Source organism: Streptomyces sp. YIM 130001 (assembly GCF_003574445.1).
In the GTDB taxonomy this organism is placed as follows: domain Bacteria; phylum Actinomycetota; class Actinomycetes; order Streptomycetales; family Streptomycetaceae; genus Streptomyces.
In genome coordinates, this window is the sequence record NZ_KZ984565.1 from 143,992 (window position 1) to 165,532 (window position 21,541).

16 protein-coding genes are annotated in these 21,541 nt (G+C 71.6%); 4 read left to right on the forward strand and 12 right to left on the reverse strand.

Translation table 11 applies throughout. The features are described from left to right. The first annotated feature begins 209 nt into the window (after nucleotides 1–209). The gene (locus DSC45_RS28390) at nucleotides 210–1,154 is read left to right on the forward strand and encodes a GNAT family N-acetyltransferase (protein WP_119294829.1); all 945 of its coding nucleotides are present in this window, start codon (nucleotides 210–212) and stop codon (nucleotides 1,152–1,154) included. A 108-nt stretch (nucleotides 1,155–1,262) separates the two neighbouring features. Further along, a complete protein-coding gene (locus DSC45_RS28395; RefSeq protein WP_119294830.1) occupies nucleotides 1,263–1,724 on the forward strand; it encodes a pyridoxamine 5'-phosphate oxidase family protein in 462 nt (153 codons plus the stop codon). Between the two features lie 24 nt (nucleotides 1,725–1,748). Here DSC45_RS28395 and DSC45_RS28400 read toward each other — a convergent pair whose 3' ends face one another. From DSC45_RS28400 to DSC45_RS28425, 6 genes are all read right to left on the reverse strand, one after another. After that, nucleotides 1,749–2,507: a pyridoxine/pyridoxamine 5'-phosphate oxidase gene (locus DSC45_RS28400; protein ID WP_119294831.1), complete on the reverse strand. Its 759-nt coding sequence runs from the start codon at nucleotides 2,505–2,507 to the stop codon at nucleotides 1,749–1,751. 133 nt (nucleotides 2,508–2,640) lie between these two features. Continuing rightward, nucleotides 2,641–4,896: an outer membrane protein assembly factor BamB family protein gene (locus DSC45_RS28405; protein ID WP_346426685.1), complete on the reverse strand. Its 2,256-nt coding sequence runs from the start codon at nucleotides 4,894–4,896 to the stop codon at nucleotides 2,641–2,643. Nucleotides 4,897–5,511: 615 nt separating this feature from the next. After that, a complete protein-coding gene (locus DSC45_RS28410; protein WP_162929370.1) occupies nucleotides 5,512–7,980 on the reverse strand; it encodes a serine/threonine-protein kinase in 2,469 nt (822 codons plus the stop codon). Between the two features lie 102 nt (nucleotides 7,981–8,082). Then, nucleotides 8,083–8,508, reverse strand: a complete 426-nt coding sequence (locus DSC45_RS28415; protein ID WP_119294834.1) for a pyridoxamine 5'-phosphate oxidase family protein — start codon at nucleotides 8,506–8,508, stop codon at nucleotides 8,083–8,085. 171 nt (nucleotides 8,509–8,679) lie between these two features. Further along, nucleotides 8,680–9,906 (reverse strand): thiolase C-terminal domain-containing protein, encoded by a 1,227-nt coding sequence (locus DSC45_RS28420; protein ID WP_119294835.1) that lies wholly within the window; start codon nucleotides 9,904–9,906, stop codon nucleotides 8,680–8,682. A gap of 230 nt (nucleotides 9,907–10,136) precedes the next feature. Continuing rightward, the gene (locus DSC45_RS28425) at nucleotides 10,137–11,081 is read right to left on the reverse strand and encodes an AraC family transcriptional regulator (RefSeq protein WP_119294836.1); all 945 of its coding nucleotides are present in this window, start codon (nucleotides 11,079–11,081) and stop codon (nucleotides 10,137–10,139) included. Nucleotides 11,082–11,125: 44 nt separating this feature from the next. Here DSC45_RS28425 and DSC45_RS28430 point away from each other — a divergent pair, with 44 nt between their 5' ends. Then, nucleotides 11,126–11,950 (forward strand): SDR family oxidoreductase, encoded by an 825-nt coding sequence (locus DSC45_RS28430; protein WP_205571455.1) that lies wholly within the window; start codon nucleotides 11,126–11,128, stop codon nucleotides 11,948–11,950. A 142-nt stretch (nucleotides 11,951–12,092) separates the two neighbouring features. Here DSC45_RS28430 and DSC45_RS28435 read toward each other — a convergent pair whose 3' ends face one another. The 5 genes from DSC45_RS28435 to DSC45_RS28455 form a co-directional block, all read right to left on the reverse strand. Further along, the gene (locus tag DSC45_RS28435) at nucleotides 12,093–13,886 is read right to left on the reverse strand and encodes a coagulation factor 5/8 type domain-containing protein (RefSeq protein ID WP_119294838.1); all 1,794 of its coding nucleotides are present in this window, start codon (nucleotides 13,884–13,886) and stop codon (nucleotides 12,093–12,095) included. A gap of 129 nt (nucleotides 13,887–14,015) precedes the next feature. Then, nucleotides 14,016–15,377 (reverse strand): GH1 family beta-glucosidase, encoded by a 1,362-nt coding sequence (locus DSC45_RS28440; RefSeq protein ID WP_119294839.1) that lies wholly within the window; start codon nucleotides 15,375–15,377, stop codon nucleotides 14,016–14,018. A gap of 80 nt (nucleotides 15,378–15,457) precedes the next feature. Further along, entirely contained in the window at nucleotides 15,458–16,333 is an 876-nt protein-coding gene (locus DSC45_RS28445) for a carbohydrate ABC transporter permease (RefSeq protein WP_119294840.1), read from the reverse strand. Further along, nucleotides 16,326–17,321 carry a carbohydrate ABC transporter permease gene (locus DSC45_RS28450; RefSeq protein ID WP_119294841.1) on the reverse strand — a complete coding sequence of 332 codons (996 nt, stop codon included), beginning with the start codon at nucleotides 17,319–17,321 and terminating at the stop codon, nucleotides 16,326–16,328. The genes DSC45_RS28445 and DSC45_RS28450 overlap by 8 nt, the downstream gene beginning before the upstream one ends. A 13-nt stretch (nucleotides 17,322–17,334) precedes the next feature. Beyond that, nucleotides 17,335–18,651 carry an ABC transporter substrate-binding protein gene (locus tag DSC45_RS28455; RefSeq protein ID WP_119294842.1) on the reverse strand — a complete coding sequence of 439 codons (1,317 nt, stop codon included), beginning with the start codon at nucleotides 18,649–18,651 and terminating at the stop codon, nucleotides 17,335–17,337. 188 nt (nucleotides 18,652–18,839) lie between these two features. Between DSC45_RS28455 and DSC45_RS28460 the strand changes: the two genes are divergently transcribed. Then, entirely contained in the window at nucleotides 18,840–20,126 is a 1,287-nt protein-coding gene (locus tag DSC45_RS28460; protein WP_119294843.1) for an ROK family transcriptional regulator, read from the forward strand. Between the two features lie 240 nt (nucleotides 20,127–20,366). Here DSC45_RS28460 and DSC45_RS28465 read toward each other — a convergent pair whose 3' ends face one another. Continuing rightward, the gene (locus DSC45_RS28465; protein WP_119294844.1) at nucleotides 20,367–21,473 is read right to left on the reverse strand and encodes a LacI family DNA-binding transcriptional regulator; all 1,107 of its coding nucleotides are present in this window, start codon (nucleotides 21,471–21,473) and stop codon (nucleotides 20,367–20,369) included. Nucleotides 21,474–21,541: the final 68 nt, after the last annotated feature.

Genomic DNA, 21,541 nt, shown 5'->3' on the forward strand with positions numbered 1-21,541 from the left:
GTCGTCCCGCCGAGCCGCCGAGCCGTCGTCCCGCCGAGCCGTCGTCCCGCCGAGCCGTCGTCCCGCCGAGCCGTCGAGCCGTCGTCCCGCCGAGCCGTCGTCCCGTCGTCCCGCCGAGCCGTCGGGCCGTCGAGCCGTCGAGCCGAAAGTGTCGTCCCTTCGAGGCGAAAGGGCTGTGCATCGAGCCTGTGCGCCGGGGATCATCAGGTATGGACTCGTACGCGCGACAGCAGCCGGGTGACGGACGACAGCAGGGTGGTGGGGCGAAGCCGGGCGGGGGGCAATGGCACTTCACCGGGGATCCGGAGGTGTTTCTCGGGCGGGCGGAAGCCTTTCTCGCGGCAGATCCAGCGCTGCACACCGTGCTGCTCAGCGCCGCGGACAAGCTGCGGACCGAAGGGCTGGACGCTTACGGGGACCGGGCGCCGTTGTTCGCCGATCTGACCGATGACGCCGGGGACGTGATCGGGGCGTTCCTGTGGACGCCGCCGCGGCCCGCGCAGCTGAGCGCCGTGAGCGCCGAGGCGGCCGTGGATCTGGCGGGGCATCTGCAGGGGCAGGAACTCGCCGGTGTCTCCGGGGTGTTCGAGACCGCCGAGGCTTTCGCGGCCGCCTGGTGCGAACAGACCGGCGGCGGCTGGGAACTGCACTTCCATCAGCGTCTCTACCGGCTGGAGACACTCACCCCGCCGATGCCCGCGCCGCCCGGCCGAGCCAGGACCGCCACCCGGGCCGACCGGGGAATTCTGATGCGCTGGTACACGGAGTTCGCCCAGAGCGCGGGGCACGCCGACACCACCGACCCGGGGGAGTGGGTCGACCGGCGGCTCGCGTACGGCGGGCTCGCCCTCTGGGAGAGCGAACCCGCCGATGACTCCGGCGACCCGGAGCCGCTCGCCATGGCGGGCCGTACCCGGGAGAGCGCCGGCCAGGTCCGTATCGCGCCCGTCTACACCCCGCACGAACTCCGCGGCCGCGGATACGCCGGCGCCGTCACCGCCGAGATCAGCCGGGAGGCGCGGGCCACCGGCGCGGACGAGGTGCTGCTCTTCACGGACCTCGCCAATCCGACCTCCAACGGCCTGTATCAGCGCCTCGGTTACCGTCCCGTCCGTGACTTCGCGGTCATCGCCTTCACCGGCGGCGAGGGGTGACACCGGCCGGCCTGGTCAGGGAGCCGGCCTGCCTCCGGCACCCCCGTCCGGAGCCCTAGGACCCGCGCCCGATGTGGGGCGCGGGCGGGCTGGCTAGGGTCGGCGCCCATGCACAGTACGCAGAGCGTCGGGCGGAGCCCGGCGGAGCGCAGGCGCGACACCCTGGAACGGCTCGGTGCGGAGCGCGACCTGTGGGTGTCGACGTCCCATCCCGAACACGGGCCGCACCAGGTGCCGTTGTGGTTCCTGTGGGACGGGCGGGCGGTGTGGATGTGCACCGGCGCGGCCTCCGCGACCGCGCGCAACGTACGAGAGGAGCCGCGGGTGCGCCTGGGGTTGCCGGACACGTTCGACGTGGTGCTGCTGCAGGGGGCGGCGGAGTGTCACGGTGCGCGGGAGGTGCCGGCGGCCCCCGCGGACGCGTTCGCGGGCAAGTTCGGCTGGGATCCGCGCAGGGAGGAGGGGGCCTTCGTGTATCTGCGGGTGGAGCCTCGTACGGTGCGCGCCTGGCGTGGGGAGCCGGAGCTCCGCGGGAGGGTCGTCATGCGGGACGGGGTGTGGCTGGGGTGATGCGGATGCCCTGCGGGTGCCTTTCTACGGCCACAGCAGTCCGCGTTGCCAACTTCCCTCCGCGGTACGGGAGTACGTGAGGCGGATGTGGCGCCGCCGGGCGTCGCCCTGGAAGAACTCGAGCTCGTCGGGCGACAGCACGTACAGCGTCCAGGTGGCGACCTCGGCTGTCGGATGGCTCTGTGCGTGCTGCCAGGCGGCCTCGGAGGCCTGCTTCAACTCGTCCTGGGAGCCGAGCACTTCGCTCTGACGGCCGACGAGGGCGGCGGCCAGAGCGCCTGTCGACCGGGCGTGCAGATCGGCGAGCGCCTCGGCGTGCGGCGCGGCCGTGACCCGGCCGCGGACGCGGATCTGCCGTGCCTGGGCCGGCCAGTAGAAGTGCAGGGCGGCCTCGGGGCGCTCGGCGAGCTGGCTGCCCTTGCGGCTGCCCGTGTGGGTGGCGAAGTGCCAGCCGTGTTCGTCCGCGTCGTGCAGCATCACCGTACGGACATCGGGCCGGCCGGACGCGTCCGCGGTCGCCAGGCCCATGGTGTGCGGCTCGGTCTGACCGGCGGCGACGGCCTCGGCGAACCAGGTGTGGAAGAGCACGACGGGATCCGCCGGTGCGGTCGCCGGGTCGAAATCCGGCAACTGCGTGTCCCATACGCGCTGTTCGCGCAGCAGCCGGCGGAACTTCGCCGGTCCGTCGTCGCGCGGTCCGTCGTCGAGTGGCCTGTCGTCGAGCGGTGCGGCATCCGGGTGGTGCGGGGAGCCGGCGGGGGTGCGGGGTGTGTCCTGGTCCATGGGGACATGAAACCGCACGTGAGCCGCTGAGCCGCTGAGCCGCTGAGCCGCTGAGCCGGTGGGGCGCTGGGGCGGTGCGGGCGGGGTCGGGTCGCGAAGGGCACGTACCCGCCCGTGACCACCCCCGCGTGCGTCACCCCCGCCCGGTCAACTCCCGTACCTCGAAGCCCGATCCAGGGCCGAGCGGTTCGAGGCCGATGTCGCCCCGGGTGAAGACCGCGTACCGCCCGTCCGCCGCGTGGAGTCGTCCCGGCAGGGCCTTGCCGAGGCGTCGGCCGTGGGCGTCGTAGGCGTGGAACACCTCCTTGTCGTTCCGGGACGTGGCCGCCACCATCCACCGACCCGTCGCGCCGTACCCGTCGAGCCCGGCGAGTCCGGGCAGTGAGCGCAGAGTGGCCTTCCGGCCGGCGGCGGGGATCTCGACGGTCACCGGGAAACGATTGGCGGGCACCCCGACCGTTCGTCCGGCCGTACACACCACCAGCGTGGTCTTCCCTCGCACGTGCTCGCCGCCGTCGCAGCCCAGCAGCGGCGTGAGCGTACGGGTGAGACGCCGACCGCTGTCCGGGGCGAGCACCACGGAGCCGTCCGCGCCGTCCGCGCCCAGGCCGGCCACCACCGCACGCTCCGACACCGACCGGGCCTGAGCGCCTGCCTCTTGCGGCTCGTACGACCACTTCCGCCGTCCGTCGCGCACGCCGACACCGACGACGGAACCGGCGCCCTCGCCCTCGGGCCCGACCTTGCTCCGGCCGTCGGCCGCCCGATCGGCGACGACCAGCTTCCCGGTGACGCCCTGCGCCTCGAGGCCCTCGGCGTCCCAGAGTTCGCGTCCGGTCCTGGTGTCGTGGGCGCGAGTGCGGACCCGGTCGGGGCCGGGGCCGCTGTCCGGGTAGGTGGTCAGCGTGGTGATCACCGTGCGTCCCGAGATGCCCCGGAGCTCGGCGTACTCCGAATCCCCGTCGGAGAGCCGGATCTTCCACTTCAGCTTCCCGTCGCGGAGCGAGAGGCCCGCGACGCCCTCCTCGCCGGGGCCTTTCTTCCGGTACTCGACGACGAGTTCGCCGCCGACGACGTGCGAGCGGACCGCCAGGTTCCCTGCCAACCGCAGTCCTTCGCCCAGGTCCTTGCCGGTGTCCCGGTGCCAGCGTTCCTCGCCGGTGCCCGGCTCTGCCACCACGAGGCGGTAGGTGTCGTCGTCCTCGCGCAGCTCGCCGGCGTAGGTGAGAACTCCGCCGACCAGGTCCACGCGCTGCAGCGTGCCGAGACCGCTGTCCCGCGCACCCTTCGGGAGGCCTGCCGGGAGTCCGTCGCGGCCCGCGCCCACCGACCACAGTGACCGGTCGCCGTGCCGCACCGGCGGCACGTCCGGGCCACGCTCCTTGCGAGGGCCGGGGGGCTCGTGGTCGCCGGTCGCCGTGCGGTGCATGGCCAGGTCGCGGGCTTCGGTCGCCGTGTCCTGCCGGGGCGGCCGGGTCAGGAAGGCGGTGTGTCGGGACGTGAACGCCACGGCCTCGCCCGGCAGTTCGTCCCGCAGGACGTTTCCCGCACGGTCCGCTGCCGCGTGCCGGTACCCCTTCTCGCCGATGCCCTTGCCGCCGCTCACGTACAGCCGGTCCTTGTGCACGGCGTCCAGGCTGTACGAGGCGCCGTCCCCGCCGTCGACCGGCTTGCGCTCCGCCTCGGCGGCCGCGAGCTTCACCTTCTCCTTGCCGCCCCCGCCGCCCCCGCCGCCCCCGCCGTCCTTGCCGTCCTTTGCGCCCTCGCCGTTCGTCCCGCCGGGCGCGGTCGTACGCAGCGTGGTCAGCGAGCCGTCGCCCGTGTCGATGCAGCCGATCAGCGAGGTGCCGTCGGACCTGCAGGTACGGAACTTGCTGTCCAGCTCCTGCAGTTCACGCCCGGTACGGGTGTCGACGACCACCACCCGGGACAGCGCGTCGGAGCCGCTGCCGCTGCCGCCCCTGGTCACCAGTACGGCCCGCCCCGGCGTCGCGGCCTGGAGATGGGAGGTGTCGTAGCGGTCACTCAGGTCCCACTTCCGCTTGCCGGTCCGCGCGTCGAGGGCCAGCACCGCCTCGCCCTCCGACTCGTCGTCCCAGGGCGGCCCCTCGGTGTTCCCGGACGAGCCGAGCACCGTGTCCCCGGCCAGGCGGTACGCCCACGCGGCCGAGCCCTCGCCGTCGTACTCCCAGCGGACCTCGCCGTCCGAGGCCCGCAGGGCGACGGTCCGTACGGCCGCCTTCCGGTCCGCCCCGACGCCCACGAGAACCGTGCCGCCGCCCGCGTCGAGCAGGGTGAGGATCTGGTCGCGGACCTCGTCCCCCGCGTCGCCGGACTTCGGGGTGAGCAGCGGCCGCTTCCAGCGGACCTGGCCGTCCCCCAGTGACAGGGCCGCGGGTCCGCTCCTCGCCGTTCGCCCGCTCCTCGGAGTACGGAACGAGCACCAGGGGCCCGTCGTCCGCGTCCTCCAGCAGCACCGGACGGCCGTCCGTGTCCCGCAACTGACGTGCCAGGAAGCCCTCGTGCTCGCCCGCCACCACCGCGCCCGAGCCGCCGCGCAGCCGGTCGCCGCCGTCCGCGTACCAGCGCAGCTCGCCGGTCTCCGCGTCCGCGACGGCCAGCCGGCTGCGGTGCGCCCCGGTGTCTCCCACGACGACCGCGGTGCGGCCCCGCAGCACCGCGCCGACCGTACGGTTCAGGCCGAGGTCGCGCCCCGTCCACAGCGCGTCGTCGGCGTACGAGACGGGCCGTGGTGCCTTCTCTCCGTCCGGCAGTCCTGCCCGTTCGTCGCTGCCGCCGCTCGTGCAGCCGGTCACCGCCGTCAGCAGCGCGGTCAGCCCGGCCAGCGCCGCGACGGCCGGCCGGCCGCGGGATGGTCGGCGGGCTGTCCGCCATGTCTCCGTCATGCTGTGTCCCCCGTGTATCCCCGTATATCTCCGTGCGTCCCCGTGTATCCGTGTATCCGTACACCTGTGTCCCGGTTTCCCGGTTTCCCCGGGCGTCGCTACGAATCCCCCTTGGTCAGCAGCCCCACCTGCTGCCACTTGTCGCCCGTTCCGAGCCGGTCGAGCCAGAGCGGGCGCAGGCCGGGAGCGTAGGTGTGCTTCTCCTTGTACGTGCCCTCGGGGCTCACCACCGATCCGTGGTCGAGCGACCACTTCAGGGACTCCCTGGCCTTCGTGACCGACTGCTCGTCGGTGACCGCCTCGGAGCTGTTCAGGGCTGCCGCCAGCAAGGTCGCGGCCTGGTACTCCTCGACGGCGCCACGCCGTTCGGGCAGTTCACGGGCCCAATGGCAGAAGGCTTCCGCCGCCGTGCCGCAGACCGTGCCGTCCACGGCACGGGACACCGCGCGAACCCGCAGGGTGCCGGCGGGCACGGCCGTGGCTACCGGCTCGGCGGCGTCCGAGCAGTGTCCGGCGGCGTCGTGCCGGTCGACCAGCAGCATCGTGCCCTGGAAACCGGCCTCGTCCAGCGCTTCCGCGGCCTCCTCGGCCCGCTCCTGCGGCGCGTCGACGACGACCGCGTCCGGCCGTACCTCGTCGAGGAGCTGCCCGACGCCCGGCGCCGGGCCGCGGGCCTCGCGGTCCGACGCCCAGAGCGCGCTCAGGCCCGCCGCGTTGTCGTACGCCCGCAGCAGATAGCCCCCGACGCCGGTGGTGTGCTCCGCGTCGTCCTGGTCCGCGGGCTCGTCCCGGTCCGAGACGACCAGGAGCCGGCGCGACTTCACCGTCTCCTCGAGGTACGTCGCCAGTTCCTCGCCCTGTTCGACGGCGTCGGGCCCCAGTGACACCACGGACTCGTCGTCGCGCGGGACCGGTTGGGCCGCCACGTGGCAGGTGCTGACGACCGGGGTGCGGAGCTGCTCGAGCATGTTCGGGGTGGTCTCGCCGACCACGGCGAGCAGGTTCGGATACTCCGCGAGCTCCTGCGTCACCTCGGCCCGCTCCTCGGCCGAATCCACCTGCTTCACCACGATCTCCGGCCGGAGGTGCCGCGGCACGTCCTTCGTCAACCGCTCGGCCACCAGCGACTGCCGCGGGGCGCCGTGCGCGCTGGTGACGACGGCGACGGTGTACGGGCCGCTCGCGCCCTTTCCGGACCCCGGACCGGAACCGGCTTCGGAGTCCGAGGCCGCGTCCTCCTGGCTGCTGCCGCTCCGCGCGCTCCCGTCGCGGTCGTCGCGGTTCATGTGGTCGAAGACCTGCGGCGCGAACAGCAGGGCGGCCATCGCCGCGACGAAGAGCGTGGACATGACGGGGCTGTCCTTGCGCCCCTCCCGCTGCTGTACGTAGGGCTCGGGGTCCTGCGCCGTCGCGTCGTGGCGGCGTACGCGGCGGATGCGTCGCGCGTCGACGCCGCGTTCCTCGCGAAGGCGCGGAGCGGCGCGCAGCGCTTCGTTGTGCCGCCGCTTGCGCTCGACGGCGCTCAGGCCGGACCGTGCGGGCCGCCGACGGGCAGCTTCAGGAGGCGGCTGTACGGCGGGAGGGGCTGGGGGAGGCGCTGGGTCCGGGGCGGGGCCAGGGGCCGGGTCGGGCGCCGGGCTCGGCGTAGGTGGCTTGCGTACGGTGGGCGGCTCGGCGGCGGTCTCCGCCTCCTCCGCCGCACGGACGAGCTCCAGCGCCGCACGCACGCGCGCCCGCGCCTCCGCCGCGTCCGCGGGCCGGTCCTGTGGAACCTTGGTCATCAGAGCGAGGACCAACTGGTCCACGGAGTGCGGGAGTTCAGGGCGCGCCCGGCTCGGCAGCAGCGGCTTGTCGTTGAGGTGGTTGTACATGACGCCGGCCGACGGTCCCACGAACGGCGGCCGACCGACGAGCAGTTCGTACAGCACGCAGCCGAGTGCGTAGAGGTCGATCCGGCCGTCCCCGCGCTCCATCCGGAACTGCTCCGGCGCCATGTACAGAACGCTGCCGAGCGGGCTCTGGCCGGTGCGGGTCAGGCGCGAGGCCGCCTCGAGGCCGTCGAGGAAGGTGGCGATGCCGAAGTCGAGTACCTGGACGCGGCCTTCGGGCCCGACCATCAGGTTGCCCGGCTTGATGTCCCGGTGGATCACACCCGCCGTGTGGGCGACCTGCAAGGCCGTGCAGACCTGTTCGGTCCATTCCAGGGCGGTGACGAGGGGGATGCGCCCTTCCTCGCGCAGCGCTTCCTGGAAGGAGCGCCCGGGGAGCAACTCCATGACCAGGTACGGGATATCGGCGCCGGCGGCGTCCTGGGTGCGGCCGGTGCCGTGGTCGAAGACGGTGACGATGTGCGGGCTGCTCAGCGCGGCGGCGGCCCGGGCTTCACGGCGGAAGCGGGCGAGCAACTCGTCCCGCTCGGGACCCACGACGTCGCCGGCCGGGGCGAAGATCTTGACCGCGACCTCGCGGCCCAGTTCCTCGTCCCGGGCTCGCCACACCTCGCCCATGCCGCCCGCGCCGATGGGTTCCCCCAGCCGGTACCGGCCGTCCAGCAACGTCCCCCGCACTTGCCTCGCCCCCGTGCCACGGCCGCGCGTCACTCGCACGCCGACCCCGAGCCTAGGCCGGGCGCACCACCCTCGGAAGCCCCGGGCCGGGGCACCCGTGTCTCAGACCTGTCCCAGATCCGAGGCGACCCAGCGCTGCGGGCGCAGCCGGATCACGACCTGCTCGCCGTGCTCCCGCCAGGCGAAGTCGACGTAACCCTGGACCTTTTCCGCCGGCAGGTAGCGAGCCGAGACCTCCTCGAGGAGTTCCCGCGTCGCCGGTTGCGTGGAGATGACCGGGCCCTCCACCGACACGTACCGGATCGTCGGGTCCAGGCGCTCGACCATGAGGCTGAACCGGCCCGCGTCGGCGATGAGTCGGGCCTTGCGCGAGTCGGCGCCGGTCAGGATCCAGGCGTCGCCGCCCGGCTCGTACTGGTACCAGATCGGCACGGTGAGCGGCGCCCGGCCCTCGCCGGCGTCCACCGCGAGCGCGGCGATGTGCGGTTCGGCGAGGAACTGCTCGCGTTCGTCGCGTGTCAGTGCCACGGGAGTCTCCTTCGGTACGGCAGCGGATACGGAGGCCGCCCGGCCGCGGACACGGCGGGCGAAGCGCCTGTGCCGTGAACTCCCGTCGGGCCGCGACCATTCCGGCCGTCCGGGGACTTCACCCGTACGGGCTGCCGGCGCAGCCGTACCGGCCGCCCGCGCTCATGCGGCTCACCCGCGTCCCAGTACCAGCGTCCCCGAGGAGCAGAACCACCCGCCCGTGCCGGAGGCGACGGCGAGTCGGGGAAGCCGTCCGCCCGCCTTGGTGACCTGGCCGTCGCCCGCCTCTCCGCGCAGCTGACGCACCGCCTCCACGAGGAGGAACAGGCCGCGCATGCCAGGATGTTGGGCCGATAGACCGCCGCCGTCGGTGTTCACCGGGAAGTCGCCGTCGCGCAGCAGCCGGCCCTTCTCCACGAACGCCCCGCCCTCGCCCTTCGGACAGAACCCGAGATCCTCCAGAGTCACCAGCGTCATGTACGTGAAGGCGTCGTACAGCTCGGCGAGGTCGATCTCGTCGGGACGCACGCCGGCGCGTTCGAAGGCGAGCCGGCCGCTGACCGCCGCGGGCGAGACGGTGAAGTCGTCCCACTCCGACATGGTGGTGTGCGAGACGTGCTCGCCACTGCCGAGCACCCAGACCGGGTCCTTCGCGCAGTCCGCAGCGAGTTCCTCGGAGACCAGGAGGACCGCGGCGCCGCCGTCGCTGCGGATGCAGCAGTGCAGTTTGGTGAACGGGTCGGCGATCATCGGCCCGGACAGCACCTCGTCGACGGTGATCGGGTTCCGGTACATCGCGTCCGGGTTGTGCGCGGCGTTGGCCCGGGCCTGTACGGCGACCTGGGCGAGCTGCTCCAGCGTCGTCCCGTAGGCGTGCTGGTGGCGGCGGGCCGCCATCGCGTACTTGGCTATCAGGGTGTGCCCGTACGGGACTTCGAACTGCAGGGGGCCGCGGGCGCCGAAGGACAGGTTCGAGGTGCGGCGGCCGGCCCTGATGTCGGCGCGGGCGGTGGATCCGTAGACGAGCAGGACGGCCTTGGCGTGGCCTGCGGCGATCGCGTCGGCCGCGTGGGCCGCCATCACCTCCCAGGTGGAGCCGCCGACCGAGGTCGAGTCGACCCAGGTGGGCTTGAGGCCCAGGTACTCGGCGACCTCGACCGGCGCGAGCGTGCCGAGCCCCGCGGAGGCGAAGCCGTCGATCACGGAACGGTCGAGCCCCGAGTCGGCCAGCGCCCGCCGGGCGGCCTGAGCGTGCAGCTGGTAGGGGGTGGCGTCGTCGACCCGGCCGCAGTCGGAGAGCGCGATCCCGGCGACCGCGACGCGACGGCCCGGGGCGCGTAGGTAGGCAGTGGCGGAGGGAGCGGGCGCGGGCCCGGCTGCTGCGGGGTGATCGGCCATGAATCTGACGGTACATCAGATATCGCGGCCTCCGACAGCCCTTCGCCACAGGGGGGGGTCGCACAGAACGCTCCGCTCCGGCGGCGAGTGCGACCCGCGTGCCCGAGCCCGTCACGGCCCGGCACCCAGTGCGTCTCTGCACCAAGCGAGAGGACAGGCCGGGTGAGCGTTCAGGTGTCCACGGACCTGTCCGTCCCGCCTTCACGTTTCGTGGGACAGGGCGGCAGGACTCATCCGGCCCGCCACTGCTGTGGTTTCGGTCTCCGGTGATCACTGGGCCGGGTGCCGCGCAGCCGCTTGAACGCCACGCTCAGCGCGAAGGCGTCGGCGTAGCCCACCTTCCTTGCGATCGTGCCCACCGTGTCGTCGGTCTCCCGCAGCAGGTCCGCGGCCAAGGTGATCCGCCAGTCCGCGAGGTAGGCCATCGGTGGTTCGCCGACCAGCGCCGTGAACCGCCGGGCGAGCGCTGCCCGCGATACCCCCACCTTGGCCGCCAGGTCCGCCACCGTCCAAGGACGGGCGGGAGCCTCGTGCAGCAGCCGCAGCGCGGTACCCACGACCGGGTCGTCCAGTGCGCGGCACCAGGCCGGGGCATCGGCGTCCGGGTTGTCGAACCAGCTGCGCAGCGCGGAGACCAGCATCAGGTCAAGCAGCCGGTCCAGCACCAGCTGCTGTCCCGGTCGGTCGCCGGCGACCTCCTCGGCCACCGATTCCACCGACGGGAAGGGGATTCCTCCGGCCGGCACGACCAGCACGGCGGGCAGGGCCTGCAGTAGTCGTTCGCTGAGCTCTCCCCGGCGCTCGAAAGCCCCGCTGACCAGCACGGCAGCCCCCTCGTCCGGCGCTCCGCAGGTCCGGGTGGGCCCGGAGGCATGCTCGACACCCTCGGCCCTTGGACAGTAGTCGGCGCTGGTTACCACCAGCGAGGGTGTGGTCGCGGGGTCGTCGGCCACCGCGTAGGGCGCGTCGCCGCGGACGACGGCGATGTCGCCGACACCGATGGGCACCGCCTCATGTCGGTCGGGAACGATCCAGGCCCGGCCGCGCACCATCGTGGCCAGCGTCAGCGGGGCGCCACTGGCCATCCGCAGGGCCCAGGGCGGTCGCATGATCGTCTGCCGGAAGACGGCGCCGCGCGCCCTTACCCCTGCCAACAGCTCCGACACGGCGTCCATGCCTCCAGCGTAGACGCCTGGACATCATGGGGAGCTTTTTAGCCATGGATCGTCTCGGCGCCCGTCGTTTGACTGGAGTCATGTCTGAACATCCAATTCTTGTCACCGGGGCAACGGGTAAGTCCGGCCGCCGCGTCGTCAGCCGACTGCGGGCCGAAGGGCTGCCGGTTCGCGCGGCGTCGCGGAACGGCGAGCACACCTTCGACTGGACCGACAGCGGCACCTGGGATGCCGCTCTGGAGGGCGTGCGGTCCATGTACATCGTGCAGTTGGACGGCACGAAGCTCGTTCGCCCGTTCATCGAGCGGGCGGTGCGACATGGGGTGCAGCGGATCGTGCTGGCCTCGAGGCGTGGTATCGACGATCCGGACTACGCGAAGGACAGCAGCGGCGTCCTTGAGGGCATCGTCGACAGCGAGGCCGCCGTGCGGGAGAGCGGTCTGGAGTGGACGATCAGCAGGCCGGGCTGGTTCGCGCAGAACTTCAGTGAGGGCTTCTTCGCCGATGCCGTTCTCGCAGGTGAGCTGCGGCTGCCCGCCGGCGATGGGGCGGCCTCCTTCGTCGATGCCGAGGACATCGCCGCGGTGGTGGTCGCCGCGCTGACCGAGAGCCGGCACGCGGGCCAGATCTATGAGTTGTCCGGACCCCGGGCGATGACGCTGACCGAGGTAGCCACCAATTCGCCAAGTCCGCTGCTGACGCAGGCAGTTGGTCAGCCTGACCGTGTTACCGAAACTGGCCCGACCGGGCAGAACCCGCAGCCGCCCAGGGCTGTCACTTCTCTGGGCGGCTGCGGCCGTCGCCGCCGGAACATCTCGCGCTGGGGCTGTTGCGCAGCACACGAACCGCCGCTCGCGGCGGCCGAGTAGGCGGTCGTCGAACCGGTCGGTCATCTCCGGCCGTAGGCCGCGTATCCGATCCGACGTACCCCAGCACCAAGTCCCGGTGGCAGACGTTGACTTGTTCAACTTCGCCGGGCCGCGGTGCCGCTACCTCGGTGTCGGGCCGGGGTCACGGGTACGAGACCACCTGCGACGGGATCGTGTCGCTGCCCGAGGTCGCGTCCCCGGTGTCGTTGATGACGTGCGCGTACTGACCCTTGCCGCCGAGCGAGACGACGAGCACATGGTGGAACTTGATGCCGGGACCGGTCGGTGTGGCGAAGCCGTGGTCCTGGACGATGGTGTCGTCGGAGGTGTAGTTGCAGTAGCTGCCCACACCCCAGGCCTCGTGCTCGGTCACGGAGTCGGCCACCTTGTAGGCGGCGAAGCCGCGGATGTCGCCGTCCTGGATGGCTTCCTGGTTCGGAGCGTCGTAGGCCTTCTCGTTCTGCAGGAAGATCGTGCGGCCTCGCTCGCCGTTCCACACCACGTCGTACTTGTTGAAGTGCTCGACGAACAGGCCGGTGGCGAGCACGTCGTCGCCGTTGACGACGACGCCGTAGTCGGCGCGGTTGGTCTCCCAGCCCACCCCTTCGCCGTGGTCGGCGCGCCAGACCCAGGTGTGGTCGATGACGGTGTGCCGGCTGTTGACGACCATGCTGGTGGTGGCCTTGCCGGGGCCCGCGCCGCCGATGCGGATGAAGACGTCCTGGAGGGTGATCGGGTCCTGGGCGTGGTCGGCGGACGCGCCCTCGGGGCCGACCTCGATGAGCGTGTCGGAGTTGTCGGGCCCGGCGTCGATGAGGACGCCCGCCAGCTGTACGCCGTCCACGTCGGCGATCTTGACGGCGGTCGCGCCGCCGTCGGGGATCAGGGTGGGGTAGCCGATACCGAGGGCGATGGTGCCGGCCCGGGTGATCTCGATGGCCGCGTCGAGGTGGTAGACGCCGGGCGTGAACAGCAGGTTCTGGCCCTCTTCGAGCGCGGCATTGATGGAAGCGGCGGTGGCGCCGTCCTTCACGATGTGGAACTCGCTCAGCGGCAGCGACTCGCCCTGCGGCGTACCGCTGCCCCAGGACGGGCCGCGCGCGTCCTTGCGCAGCGCCGGCACGAAGACCTTGAACTCCTCGCCGTCCAGGAAGAGGAACGGCTTCTCCCGGGAGACCGGCGTCGTCTCGAGCGTGGTGTACGGCGGGTCGGGGAAGCTCTGCGCGGGGGCGCCCTCGACTCCCGAGAAGACCATGTTCCACACGGCGTTGCCCCAGCCGCCGACCGAGCTCTCGCGGGTGTACCACTGCTGCTGCGAGTACGGTCCGACCTCGCCGTCGATCCGGCTGTCGGCGATGTAGCCGCCGCTGGCCCAGCCGTAGCCGTCCGGCGCCAGGTTGAGATTGCCCTTGACGTGCATCCGGCGGAACGGAGCGGCCTGGGACACGGCGAAGCGGTTGGTGCCGTTGACGGGGTTGAGGGCGAGGTTCTCCGCCGAACGCCAGAAGTTCTGCGTGGCGTTGCCGTCGAACCAGCCCGCGTCCACGGTCACATCGCCGTTGAAGAGGGTGTCGTCGGGGGTGAGCCCGAGGCCCATGATCGAGGTGTAGAAGCCGAGTTGGGCGTTGAGCCCGCCGTAGGTGCCGGGCTTGAAGAGCAGGGCGTAGCGGCCGCTGCCGAACTGCGCCGACTCCTGCTCCTCGAAGATCTCGTCCAGCTTGCCCTGGATGCCGGGCGTGGACGGATCGAAGACGATCACGTTGGGCCCGAGGTCGGGGTCGGCCTTGGCGCCGGCCTTCGCGGCGGCCGGACGCGCTGACGCGCCTGACGCACCGGTGGTGGAGAGCAGGACGGCTGCGGGCACCGCGGCGGCCGCGGCGGCGAGTATCTTGCGCCGCGACGGGTCGGGACCGGTGGGGGGTGGAGTTGCGGACATGGGAAGCCTCCGGGGTTCGTGGGGAAGTCGTGCGTGGGGGGCCTGGAGTCTGAGAGCGCTCTCAGACTACGGGTGGGGCCCTGGCAGGAGAAGGGTCAACCTCCCTTCTGTCGCGCTTGGTTGAGCGGACTAGGCCGCCCGTCGGGACAGCCACCCGTGCTCCCTGACGAGGTCGGCGTAGCGGCGCCCGCTGCCCTTGACGGTGCGGACCTGGGTGTCGTAGTCGACATGGATCAGACCGAACCGCTTGTCGTAGCCGTACGCCCACTCGAAGTTGTCGAGCAGCGACCAGGCGTAGTAGCCGGCGAGCGGCGCGCCCTGTCGGACGGCCCGTGCGCAGGCCGCCAGGTGTTCTTCCAGGTACGCCTGGCGTTCGGGGTCGTTCACGCTGCCGTCGGCCTGGACGAGGTCCGGGTAGGCGGAGCCGTTCTCGGTGACGTACAGCTTGCGGGCCCCGTACTCCCGGGTCAGCCGCAGCAGGAGCTGCTCGATGCCGCCGGCGTCGATCTCCCAGTCCATGGCGGTACGGGGGACGCCGTGGCGGCGCACCTGGCGGGCGTACGGTGCGGGGCCGTCCGGGTCGTCGGCGACGGTGACGGGGAAGTAGTAGTTGAGCCCGAGGTGGTCGAGGGGGGCGGCGATGGTCGCCAAGTCGCCTGTTTTTTCCGGGAGTTCGACGCCGTAGAGGTCGAGCATGTCGGCGGGGAAGCCCCTGCCGTGGACGGGGTCGAGCCACCAGCGGTTGCTGTGGCCGTCCATGCGGAGGGCGGCGGCGACGTCCTCGGGGGCGTCACTGGCAGGGGCCACGGTGGAGAGGTTGTTGACGATGCCGACCTGCGCGGCGGGGGAGGCGGCGCGGATGGCCTGGGCGGCCAGGCCGTGGCCCAGCAGCAGGTGGTACGAGGCGCGGACGGCGGCGGTGAGGTCGGTGAGCCCCGGGGCCATCAGGCCTTCGAGGTGGCCGATCCAGGCCGAGCAGAGCGGTTCGTTCAGGGTGGTCCACTGGGTGACGCGGTCGCCGAGGCGTTCGGCGACGAGGGAGGCGTAGGCCGCGAAGTGCTCGGCGGTGTCCCGCTCGGGCCAGCCGCCGCGGTCCTGCAGGGCCTGGGGCAGGTCCCAGTGGTAGAGGGTGACGGACGGGGTGATGCCTTCGGCGAGCAGGTGGTCGGTCAACTGGTCGTAGAAGGCGAGGCCCTTGGCGTTCGGCGGGCCGTCGCCGCCGGGCAGGATGCGGGGCCAGGCGAGGGAGAACCGGTAGGCGTTGGTGCCGAGTTGCTTCATCAGGGCGACGTCCTCGCGCCACCGGTGGTAGTGGTCGCAGGCCCGGTCCCCGTGGTCGTCGTTGTCGATCTTGCCGGGGGTGTGCGAGAAGGTGTCCCAGATCGAGGGGCCGCGGCCGTCCTCGGTGACGGCTCCTTCGACCTGGTAGGCGGAGGTGGCGGTGCCCCAGTGGAAGTCGGGCGGGAAGGCGGCGAGGTCGATGCTGGTCAAGAGGCGGTCCTTCGGTGTCCGGAGTCGGGGTGGGCTCGGGCGGTGGCCGGCTCGGCCGGCGGAACGGCCCGCTGTGCGGGTCACTTGACGGCTCCCGCCGTGAGGCCCGCGACGAGGTAGCGCTGGAGCAGCAGGAAGCCTGCGACGACGGGCACGCTCACGACGAGTGAGGCGGCCATGATCTGGTTCCAGTAGACGTCGTTCTGCGTGGAGTAGCCCTGGAGGCCGACGGCGAGGGTGCGGGTGGTGTCGTTGGTCATGACGGAGGCGAAGAGGACCTCGCCCCAGGCCGTCATGAAGGCGTAGACGGCTACGGCGACGATGCCGGGCACGGCCGCCGGCACGACGACGCGGAACAGTGCGCCGAGCGGGCCGCATCCGTCGACGAGGGCCGCCTCGTCGAGGTCGCGCGGCACGGAGTCGAAGTACCCGATCAGCATCCACACGGAGAACGGTAGGGAGAACGTCAGATACGTGAGGATGAGACCGGCGCGGGAGCCGAACAGGGCGATGCCGGTGGCGTTTCCGATGTTGACGTAGATCAGGAAGAGCGGCAGCAGGAAGAGGATGCCGGGGAACATCTGCGTCGAGAGCACGGAGACGGTGAAGACGCGTTTGCCGCGGAAGCGGTAGCGGCTGACCGCATAGGCCGCGAAGACGGCGATGACGACCGAGCACACGGTGGCCGCACCGGCCACGACCAGCGAGTTCACGAAGTAGCGGGCGAGTGGGACGGTCTTCCAGATGTCGACGTAGGGCTGCAGGGTGACCTCGCTCGGCAGCCAGCGGAACTTGCTGGATACGTCCTGAAGCGGCTTCAGGGAGCTGGACACCATGACGTACACCGGCAGCAGGACGAAGCCGGTGAGCAGAGTGAGGAAGATCCGCCGGATCCAGAGGAAGGACCGGGGCGGTGCGGTCGGCGAGCGGTGGGGTGTCGCGGCGGTGTCACGCATCGGCTGCCCGCCTTCCTCGGGAGGTGTACAGCAGGTAGAGGCCGGTGACGAGCAGCAGGAACAGCAGCAGGAGTACGGACATGGCGGAGCCGGTGCCGAAGTTCCAGGTGGCGAACGACGACTGGTAGATGTGGATGGAGATCAGGTCCGCGCTGTGCGGGGCCGCCTTGCCGAACATCACGAACGGCGTGTTGAAGTCGTTGAACGTCCAGAGGAACAGCACCAGGACCAGGACCTGATTGACGGGCCGCAGTGCAGGCAGCGTGACGTGCCGGATCTGCTGCGGCATGGTGGCGCCGTCGAGCGAGGAGGCCTCGTACATCTCCCGGGGGATGTTCTGCAGGCCGGCCATCACGATGAGGAAGGCGAACGGCCAGCCCTTCCACACGGACACGGTGAGCAGGGCGACGAAACTGTTGTCGCCGATCAGCCAGAACGAGGGTGCGTCGGTCAGTCCGAGCTGGTCGTGCAGGACGTGGTTCACCAGGCCGTTGTCGTGCTGGAACATGAAGACCCAGGTGATGACGGCGGTGTAGACGGGCAGCGCGTACGGGACGAGGAACAGGGCCCGCAGCAGACCCCGCCCCCGGAAGGCCTCCTGGAGGCAGATCGCGGCGGCGGTGCCGATCAGCCAGCACAGGCCGACGGACAGCACGGTGAAGGCACAGGTGACGAGGAAGGAGTGGAGGAGCGCCTGGCCGGCCGGGGCGTCGAAGTCGAGTGCGATGGAGTAGTTGTCCCAGCCGGTCCAGGGTGCGGCGCCCCAGTCGCGGATGAAGAACTGGGTGAGCTTCTTGAAGCTCATGGCGATGCCGATGACGATCGGCACCAGGTGGACGAGGAGTTCGAAGAACACGGCCGGCAGGAGCAGCAGATAGGGCAGTGCGTTCTTGCGCAGGCGGCCCGGTGCGCGGCGCCGCCGGCCCGCGGGCTCGGCGGGGCCGGACTCGGCGCCGGGGCCCGGGGCGGGGGCGAGTGTCGTCGTCATCGGGTGTGGTCGCTCACTGCTCGGCCATCTGCTGCTCGGCCTTGGTGAGTTCGGCCTTCACGGCCTGGGTGGTGATGGCCTTGCCGTCCGCCGCCGCGGCGAAGAGGTTCTTCACGGCCGTGCCGACCGCGGTCTCGAACTGCGACTCGTTCGGCACGCGCGGCAGGGGCGCGGCGCTCTTGGCCAAGGTGTCGCGCAGCACCTTGAGTTCGGGCTTGTCGAAGGCCTGATCGTCCTGGGCGGCCGTGACCGACGGGACCGAACCGTAGGCCTTGTTGAGGATCTTCTGCTCGGCATCACTCGTCATGAACTTGACGAACTCGGTGGCGCCGTCGAGGTTGTCGCTGTTCTTGAAGACGGCCATGTTGATGCCGGCGGCCATGGAGTTGGTGTTCTTGCCCTGGCCCGGAGGGCCGGCGGGCACAGGTGCCGGGACCACGCCCCAGTCGCTGTCCTTCATGCCCTGCGAGTCGAAGGTGGAGGCGGCGGCCTGCCACAGCACCATGGCCGTCCTGCCCTTGGAGAAGTCGCTCAGGGACTGGTTCTGGGCGTACTCCGCGTTGCCCGGCGCGATGATCTTGTCCTTGGCCATGAAGTCCACGTACTGCTTCACGGCCGCCACGGCGCCCGGCGAGGTGAAGTCGGGCTTGCCGTCCGAGGCGAACCAGTCGGCGCCGCGCTGCTTGGCGAGCACGAAGATCTGGTGGATGTTGTTGGACAGGTTGGCGCCCTCGGCGCCGAGTCCCCACTTGCCGCCCTTGGACAACCTCTTTCCGTCCGCGACCAGTTGGTCCCAGGTGGTGGGCGGCTCGCTGATGCCCGCCTCGCGGAACATCTTCTTGTTGTAGTAGAGCGCGTACGCCATGGAGTACAGCGGTACGGCCGCGGGGTCCTTGCCCTCGGCTCCGGCGGTGTCGAGCGCGGCCGGCACGAAGCGGTCCTTGCCGCCGATCTTGGCGAAGTTCTTCTTGTCCCAGGGCAGCAGGGCGCCGGTGGCCTGGAGCGAGGTCGACCAGCTGTTGCCGATGTTCAGGACGTCGGGGCCCTGGCCCGAAGTGGTGGCGGTGAGGATCCGGTTGAGCAGGTCCGACCAGGGGACCACCTCCAGCTTGACCTTGATGCCGGTCTGCTTCTCGAACTTCTTCAGTTCGGGGGTGAGGATCTTCTTGTCCGCCTGGACGGTGGGGCCTTGGTTGCTGGCCCAGTAAGTCAGCGTCTGCGGCGAGTCGTTGGAGCCCTCGCCGGTGGCGGATCCGCCACCACAGGCGGTGGCCGACAGAGCGAGGGTGACGATGACGGCACCTACTGAGGTGGTACGGGTTCTGCTCATGGCACCAGGTGTTCCTTTCCCGAGGAAGTCACCAAGGGGGCGAGGGAGCGGGCGGGCGCTGTGCGCGGTCGTCTGCTCCGGCAGTCCCTCACCTCTTAATTTGAGGTGTGATTTAAGTCCTGTGGGAGGGTAGCGTCAAGGGGTCGCGCAAGGACGATCTCGAAGCACCGCAGAGTGGGAGGAGCCCCATGGCCGCACGACGCAGCGGGCGCACGGTGCAGGACCTGCGAACGGAGAACCGGGCCGCCATCCTCAGAGAGCTGTACTTCGAAGGTCCGACGAGCCGTCAGGAACTGGGTCCTGCAACGGGTTTGAGCGCCGGATCGGTCAGCACTCTGGTGGCGGACCTGGTCGCGGAAAACCTCGTCCAGGAGGCCGGAAGCGTCGAGTCCGAAGGTGGCCGGCCCCGCATCCTGCTGCGCATCGTCCCCAGCTGCGGGTACCTGATCGGCGTCGACGTCGGCGAAACCCGCCTGCGGATCGAGCTGTTCGACCTTTCGCTCGCCGAACTGGCCCGGGTGGAAAAGCCGTTGGAGCTGAAGGGATATCCGGTCCGCCAGGTGGCCGAACACATCGCGGCGGGCATCGGTGAAGTCCTCGCGACCGGAGGTGTCGCACCGGAACACCTGCTCGGCGTCGGCATCGGCGTGCCGGGCATCGTCGCCCAGGAGGCCGACGGCGCGGTGGTGCACGGGCAGACGATCGGCTGGGGTGCTGTGCCCCTCGAGGACCTGCTGCGCCAGGCCTGCCAACTCCCCGCACACGTCGGCTTCTTCGTCGACAACGGTGCGATGACCCTCGGGCAGGCGGAGATGTGGTTCGGCGCCGGACGGGGTGCCAAGGACGCCGTGGTGGTGCTCTTCGGTTCGGGCGTCGGGGCCTGCGTGGTCGCCGGCGGCCCGCCCCGTTCCGTCGAATGGGGCCACCTCACGGTCCATGTCCAGGGCCGTCGCTGCCGGTGCGGGGCGGTGGGCTGCCTGGAGGCCTACGCGGGCGCGGAGGCGCTGCTCGAGCGGTGGCGGGAGGCCGGCGGGGAGCCGCTGTACGGCGCCCAGGAGGAGGCCTCCCTCACCAGCATGCTCGCCTCCGCGTATCCGGCGGACGACGGCACGCGGCAGGACGCGACCGCGCTCGCCGTCCTGGAGGAGACCGCCGAGTATCTGGGCGCGGGGCTCTCCGGGCTCATCAATCTCTTCCGGCCGGAGCGGATCCTCGTCGGCGGCTGGGCCGGACTCCAGCTCGGCGACCGGTTCCTGGACACGGTTCGGCAGCACATCCCGAAGTACGCCCTCCAGTACCCGGCCGAGCGCGTCGACCTGCGGCTGGGACGACTCGGCCCGGACGCGGTCACGGTGGGCGCCGCGACGCTGCCGCTCGCCGCCTTCTTCCGCCGTGGCGGCCGGTCCGCCGCGGTGGCTCCCGTCGCGGAGCGGCCCGCCTGGCAGACCACGCTCAAGGAGCGTGCGCTGCCGTAGGGGGCGGGGCCGCGGCAGGGGAGGCGGGGCCGGCCCCGTGCTTGGGGTCGCCCCGTTTCCGGGCCGACCCGTGCGTCGGGGGTCTGCGCTCAGGCCTGCGGTCTGCGGTCTGCGGTGTGCGACCTCACGGGCCGGACCGGCTCGGTCTGTCCTCGAGCGCCGGACGGGCCTCGAGATGTGTCCGGGCCTGATGGTGCCTCCGGGGTCGAAGAGGCCTCAGGGGGCGGCTTGTTGTGCCGGTCAGGTCGACTCTCGTACCACCAGCTCGGGATCGAAGATGACCGAGGTCGGGTCGGTGCGGTCGCCGTGGATGTACTCCTCCAGGAGCTGCGCCATGGTGGCGGCCATCTCCTCGACCGGCTGGCGCACGGTGGTCAGCGGTGGGCTGCAGGTGAGCGCGACGCTCGAGTCGTCGAAACCGACCACGGCCACGTCCTGCGGCACCCGCCGGCCGTGGCGGGCCAGTACCTGGCAGACGCCCTGCGCCATCAGGTCGTTCCCCGCGAACACCCCGTCCACTTCCGGGTGTTCGGCCAGCAGCCGCTCCATCGCGGCGACACCGCTGGCCAGGGTGAAGCCGCCCTCGACGATCGGTACGTACGGCACCCCGGCGCGCTCCGTCCCGTCCCGGAACCCGGCCAGGCGCTCCTGCCCCGCCGGCACGTCCAGCGGACCGGTCACGGTGGTCACCCTGCGCCGGCCGCGCTCGAGGAGGTGCTGCGCCGCGAGCAGGCCGCCGTGCCGGTGCGCGAGGTCGACGAAGCTGACCGGGGCGGGCACCGCGGGGCGGGCGAAGCACACCGCCGGCAGGCGCTCGGCGGCCAGCCGGGCCGGCAGCGGGTCCTCGGCGTGCGTGGACACCACCAGGGCGCCGTCCGCGCTGCCCTGGCGCAGGTAGTCCACCACCTGCGTCCGGGCGCTCTCCGACTCGGCGAACATCAGCACCGGGTGCATCGAGCGCGGCCGCAGAAAGCCGACCACACCGGACACCACCCGCCCGAAGAACGGGTCCCCGAAGACGCGGGCGGCGAACTCGTGCTGCGCGGCGTCCTGTTGGCCGTCCCTGGCATCCCTGCCGTCCTTGGCGTCGTTCGCCGCGCCGTCCTTGGCGCCGGGGTTCTCGCCGCCCGCGCCGGACACCACCAGGGCGATGGTCTCCGCCCGACGGGTCACCAGGGACCGGGCCGCCCGGTTCGGTGCGTACCCCGTGCTGTCGATGGCCCGGCGGACCACCTCCTGGATGTCCGGGTCCACATTGCGGATGCCGTTGATGACCCGGGAGACGGTGGCCCGGGAGACACCGGCCTCGCGCGCCACGTCCTCGAGTGTCGGCGCCTGTCGGTTCATACCCCGCCCCTCGTCGCTGCCTCCGCCGCCGATTATAGAGCGCTCTCCCCGCCCCGGTCCGGGCCTCT

Excerpts from the sequence above, each read along its gene's own strand:
- DSC45_RS28390 (WP_119294829.1), top strand. The coding sequence starts at position 210 with ATGGACTCGTACGCGCGACAGCAGCCGGGTGACGGACGACAGCAGGGT.
- DSC45_RS28395 (WP_119294830.1), top strand. The coding sequence starts at position 1,263 with ATGCACAGTACGCAGAGCGTCGGGCGGAGCCCGGCGGAGCGCAGGCGC.
- DSC45_RS28400 (WP_119294831.1), bottom strand. The coding sequence starts at position 2,507 with ATGGACCAGGACACACCCCGCACCCCCGCCGGCTCCCCGCACCACCCG.
- DSC45_RS28420 (WP_119294835.1), bottom strand. The coding sequence starts at position 9,906 with ATGGCCGATCACCCCGCAGCAGCCGGGCCCGCGCCCGCTCCCTCCGCC.
- DSC45_RS28425 (WP_119294836.1), bottom strand. The coding sequence starts at position 11,081 with ATGGACGCCGTGTCGGAGCTGTTGGCAGGGGTAAGGGCGCGCGGCGCC.
- DSC45_RS28430 (WP_205571455.1), top strand. The coding sequence starts at position 11,126 with ATGGATCGTCTCGGCGCCCGTCGTTTGACTGGAGTCATGTCTGAACAT.
- DSC45_RS28435 (WP_119294838.1), bottom strand. The coding sequence starts at position 13,886 with ATGTCCGCAACTCCACCCCCCACCGGTCCCGACCCGTCGCGGCGCAAG.
- DSC45_RS28445 (WP_119294840.1), bottom strand. The coding sequence starts at position 16,333 with ATGCGTGACACCGCCGCGACACCCCACCGCTCGCCGACCGCACCGCCC.
- DSC45_RS28450 (WP_119294841.1), bottom strand. The coding sequence starts at position 17,321 with ATGACGACGACACTCGCCCCCGCCCCGGGCCCCGGCGCCGAGTCCGGC.
- DSC45_RS28455 (WP_119294842.1), bottom strand. The coding sequence starts at position 18,651 with ATGAGCAGAACCCGTACCACCTCAGTAGGTGCCGTCATCGTCACCCTC.
- DSC45_RS28460 (WP_119294843.1), top strand. The coding sequence starts at position 18,840 with ATGGCCGCACGACGCAGCGGGCGCACGGTGCAGGACCTGCGAACGGAG.
- DSC45_RS28465 (WP_119294844.1), bottom strand. The coding sequence starts at position 21,473 with ATGAACCGACAGGCGCCGACACTCGAGGACGTGGCGCGCGAGGCCGGT.